Genomic DNA, 5,437 nt, shown 5'->3' with positions numbered 1-5,437 from the left:
TCTCCCCATCTCCCCCTCTCCCCATCTCCCCATCTCCCCATCTCCCCATCTCCCCATCTCCCCATCTCCCCATCTCCCCATCTCCCACACTCCCCATTCCCCACACTACCAATGCTTCCTTGCTACCACCACCGAAATCTCTAACCAAAACAAAAATAGCCTAACCAAAATAATTTTTCACAATCTTCATAATTCTTTCTGAGGCATAACCGTCACCAAAAGGATTAATTGCCATTGCCATTTTTTCATACTTAGTAACATCACTCAACAATTCTGCAGTAGCAGCCATAATATTAGTTGAATCAGTACCTACAAGTTTAGCAGTTCCTGCCATAATTGCTTCCGGTCTTTCTGTTGTTTCTCGTAATACTAAAACAGGCTTTCCTAAGCTCGGAGCTTCTTCTTGTAAACCACCAGAATCAGTTAATACTAAATAACAATTATGAATTGCTCCTACTAATTCACTATAATCAAAAGGTTCTTCTAAAAATACTCTAGGATGACTTTCTAAAATAGCTTTTAAAGGTTCTCTAACTGTAGGGTTTTTATGAAGAGGTAAAACTAAAGCTGTATCAGGAAACTTATCTAAAACTTTGATAAATCCTTGAGCAATTTCTGTCAAAGGTTCTCCCCAATTTTCGCGCCGATGAACAGTTGCTAATATTACTCTGTATTCGCTCCAATCTAAACCATAAATATCACATTTAGGTTGAGTTTTTGCTACTTTTAATAAAGCATCAATTACCGTATTTCCTGTTTGATGAATTTCCCCTAATACTCCAGATTTGTGCAAGTTTTCTACAGCTAAACTGGTAGGAGCAAAATGTAATTGAGCTATCTGAGAAATTAAACGGCGGTTTGCTTCTTCAGGATAGGGATTCAATAAATCATTAGTTCGTAAACCTGCTTCGATGTGACCAACAGGAATTTTTTGATAAAATGCAGCTAAGGCAGCCGCAAAAGCAGTGCTAGTATCTCCCTGGACTAATACTAATTGAGGCTGTAACTTTAGAAATAACGCTTCTAATCCTTGCAAACTTCGACACATAATATCTGTTAATGTTTGCCGAGTTTGCATAATTGCTAAATCCCGATCTGGACTAATTTCAAATAATTTCATTACCTGTGTTACCATTTCTCGATGTTGTCCAGTTAAAATTACCTGAGTTTTAAAATCTGGAGAACTTTGAAAAAGTTGGATAACTGGTGCTAATTTTATAGCTTCGGGGCGAGTTCCTAAAGTAATTGCTACTTGGATTGGAGTATTAAGCATTTTGACTTAGTTTTAGATTTTTTCTAGATAATAATCAAAATTATATAGTGTTTCTTGGTTGACTGAAGTACATTCAACAATTAATAATTAATAATTAATAATTAATAATTATTAATTACAAATCAATACTTTTGACTTTTAACTTCCGCATAGCAAAACTAGAAAGTTCTATTTGCAATTGCGGCTTAGGATTTGATTAAATAATAGTAGTTAGTATATCAGGAGGGGTATTATATGTCAGAGGTATTTCTCATAACTATGAGTTCGGGTGTCTTTCTAATGTTATTTCATTTAACATCCGATTTATTGATAGCACTGGCCTATTATTTTATTGCACTAATACTTACTTACTGTTTGATTAAACGACCAAGTATGCCATTCAATTTAACTTTTTGGATGTTTGCAATTTTGATGATTTTTAGTGGTCTTTCTTACAGTCAAAAAATTTGGACTCTACGGTATCCTCATCATGGTCTATTAGGATTAGTTAAAGCTTCTACAGTAATAGTTGGTATTGTTACAGTAATATTTCTAATTCGTTTAGCTCGGAAACTTTTAACAATACCTGATTTTATACAATTAGAAGTAACTAATGAGGAACTAGAAAAGCAAATTAGAGAACGTATTTTAGCTGAAGAAAAAATTAATATCCTGAATGCTAGTTTGGAAGCTAGAGTAAACAAACGGACAGCAGATTTAAATCTTTTAAATCAAAAGCTAGAAAATGAAATACATGAACGCATAGCATTTTCTGAAGCTCTAAAAAATTCTGAAGCTCGTTTAGCAGGTATTTTAGATATGGCGGAAGATGCAATTATTTCAGTAGATAGAAATAGAATTATTCAAATGTTTAACCAAGGAGCAGAAAAAATATTTGGTTATACAAATCAGGAAGCTGTGGGGCGATCGCTTAGTGAATTAATTGTTTGGCAAGAGTCAAAATTTAACAACTCTCTAGAAGTAAAAAATCATCAAACAAAACATAGACTAGCTGTAGTTATTGCTAGGCGAAAAGATGATACAGAATTTCCAGCAGAGGCATCAATTTCACAATTAGAATTAAAAGATGAAACTGTGTTTACGATAATTTTGCGGGATATTAGCGAACAGCAAGCTGCACTTTATGAACGCAAACAAGCAGAACAAAAATTAGCTATTCAAGCTTCAGCAGCAGCAGCATTAGCAAAATTAGGTCAACGTGCTTTACAAAATATTTCCTTATTTCAGCTAATGTCAGAAGCAGTGTCCCTAGTTTGTCAAACTCTAAAACTAGACCATTGTCAAATTTGGGAATACTCATCAGATACTCAAACTTGGGAAATGAAAGCTAGTGTGAATAAAGCAAAAACTTTGATAGATCAACCAGTTGTTAATAAGGCTTTTGATTCTATTATTGCTCATACTTTAGCTGCAGAAAAACCAGTTATTATTGAAGACCTCAAAACTAGAATTTCAGAGTATCCAGACTTTAAACACTTGTTAAACCAAGGCATTGTCAGTGGTATCAGTTTAGTTATTCCGGGAAATCATCAATCAGTAGGAATATTAGCAGCTTATGCTACTCAAAAACATACCTTCACTCTTGACGATCTTCACTTTTTACAGTCAGTGACGAATATTCTCGCTAGTGCAATTGAACAAAATTTAACTCACTTAGCACTACAACAACAATTACAACGTAGTCTTCTATTAAGACAAATTACTCAAGATATTCGCCAAAGTTTAGATGCACAGAGAATATTTGATACTACTGCAAAACAAATAGGCCAAGCTTTTCTCGTCAACCGTTGCATCATTCATTCCTATAAAGCAGGGGCAGTATTAAAAGTGCCATTTGTAGCCGAGTATTTAGAAGAAGGATATCAATCAATCATGGATTTAGATATGCCAGTAGTAGATAATCCATACATAGGAAAGCTTCTAGAACAAGATAAAGCGATCGCCTCTGATAATGTTTATACAGAACCCCTGTTACAAACAAATGTTTCAGTATCAATATGTATTTCCATAGGATTAAAATCTATGTTAATGGTTCGCACCTCTTATCAGGGTGAACCCAATGGGATTATTTGCTTGCATCAATGCGATCATTACCGTACTTGGACAAAAGATGAAATTAAACTACTAGAAGATGTTGCCCAACAAGTAGGAATTGCCCTCGCCCATGCAAATTTATTGGAGCAAGAAACTTACCAACGTCAACAACTTGCCGAACAAAATATTGCTCTTCAACAAGCAAGACAAGCAGCAGAAGTGGCGAATAAAGCTAAAAGTGAATTTTTGGCTACGATCAGCCATGAAATTCGGACTCCAATGAATGGAATAATTGGGATGACTTCTTTGTTATTTGATAGTGACTTAAATTCAGAACAGCAAGAATATTTGAATGATGTCCATGATTGTAGTATTCTTTTACTAGGAATTATTAATGATATTCTTGACTTCTCCAAAATAGAGTCCAATAAAATAGATTTGGAGGAAAAACCTTTTAATTTAAGATTATGTGTAGAAAAGTGTATTGACTTATTAGCTATTAAGGCAGTAAATAAAAATATTGAATTAGCTTATTTACTTGAAGATGATACTCCAAGTATGATTTTAGGAGATGAAATAAGAGTACGTCAAATATTAGTTAATCTTCTCTCTAACGCGATTAAATTTACACAAAAGGGAGAAGTATTAGTTAATGTTTCAGCTAACAAAATAACAGATTCATCAAAAAGCAATCAACAAAATATAGACAATAATTTGTATGAAATAACCATCTTTGTCAAAGATACTGGAATTGGGGTTCCCAGAGACAAAATGCATAAATTATTTCAACCATTTAGTCAAGTAGATAGTTCCACAACTAGAGAATATGGAGGCACAGGATTAGGATTAGTTATCAGTAAACGTCTTTGCGAGATGATGGGTGGTAAAATGTGGGTTGAAAGTCAAGAAGGAATAGGATCTACCTTCTATTTTACCCTAATTGTAAAAGTTGATAAGAATGTGAAAAGTCTATTGAATTCTATACCTAAATTCGGTAAAAAACGATTATTAATTGTAGATGATAATTCTACTTGCTTACAGATTTTAACTAACCTGTTAAGTCAGTGGGGAATTTTAGCTCATGGTGTAGCATCAGGTGTTGAAGCAATAGATATCCTCCAACATGAAAATGTTAACCAAAATCAAAATTTTGACTTAATCATTATTGATATGCAAATGCCAGAAATGGATGGAATAGCAACTGCTACTGCTATTAGGGAGATACCTAAATATCAATCTTTACCATTAGTTATGTTAACTCCTATTGGTAAATCCCCAGACAAAAGTTTGCTCCAAGAACTAAATTTTGCAGCTTTATTAAATAAACCAATTAAACAATCACAACTGCAAAATATATTGCAGGAAATATTTAGTCAAATTACAATTAACTATTAGTATTTTTTAATGAAATTTTTATGAATTCAAAGCATTCAAACAATAATTCTACTGTAATTATGGTAGTCGATGATGAACAATCTACCCGTTATTTACTTAATAAGGCATTACACCAAGAAGGGTATCAAATAATAGAAGCAAAAGATGGTCAGCAATGCTTAGAAATGTGTAGTGTTCAAATACCAGACCTAATTCTCCTAGATGCAATGATGCCAGAAATGAATGGCTTTACCTGCTGTATAAAATTACAAGAACTTTTTAGTAAAAATTTATCAAATGATTTTTCCCTAGATCCAGAACTAGATAGTAACCCTTTACTCTATCGGACTCCAGTATTAATGATTACTACTCTTGAAGATCAAGAATCTATCGATCTTGCCTTTACTGTTGGTGCAGTAGATTATATTACTAAACCAATTCAATTAGTGGTTTTACGTCAGCGAGTCCGTCGAATTTTGCAAATCAATCAACTCGTTAAGGAATTAAGAAAGCAAACAGAAAGATCGCAATTAATGACCTTTATTCAAGAACGAATACGTCAGTCATTAAACCTTAATGATATCCTCAAAAATACAGTAGATGAAGTCAGAAAATTTCTCAAAGCTGACAGGGTATTGATATATAAATTTCATTCAGATGGAACTGGTGAAGTATTAATGGAATCTATTGCTTCTGGTCTGCAATCTATTAGTATAAATTTATATCATATTTTGATGAGCCAACCATAAGCTATCA

At 33.4% G+C, this 5,437-nt stretch carries 3 protein-coding genes; 2 read left to right on the top strand and 1 reads right to left on the bottom strand.

Translation table 11 applies throughout. The features are described 5' to 3' along the window. Positions 1-160: 160 nt before the first annotated feature. Positions 161-1,273, bottom strand: coding sequence for a non-hydrolyzing UDP-N-acetylglucosamine 2-epimerase (wecB, locus tag F6K54_RS39555; RefSeq protein ID WP_293089757.1), 1,113 nt, complete (start codon positions 1,271-1,273; stop codon positions 161-163). A gap of 234 nt (positions 1,274-1,507) precedes the next feature. On the opposite strand from wecB, the gene F6K54_RS39550 reads away from it, so the two are divergent. Both F6K54_RS39550 and F6K54_RS39545 read left to right on the top strand, forming a co-directional pair. Further along, complete coding sequence (locus F6K54_RS39550) at positions 1,508-4,702, top strand: ATP-binding protein (RefSeq protein WP_293089755.1); 3,195 nt, start codon at positions 1,508-1,510, stop codon at positions 4,700-4,702. Positions 4,703-4,722: 20 nt separating this feature from the next. Further along, positions 4,723-5,430 (top strand): response regulator, encoded by a 708-nt coding sequence (locus tag F6K54_RS39545; protein WP_293089753.1) that lies wholly within the window; start codon positions 4,723-4,725, stop codon positions 5,428-5,430. The last annotated feature ends 7 nt before the right edge of the window (positions 5,431-5,437 follow it).

This window comes from Okeania sp. SIO3B5 (assembly GCF_010692555.1).
In the GTDB taxonomy this organism is placed as follows: Bacteria; Cyanobacteriota; Cyanobacteriia; order Cyanobacteriales; family Microcoleaceae; genus Okeania.
Note: the sequence above shows the minus strand (reverse complement) of the source record. Positions and strands in the feature narration are given on the sequence as shown.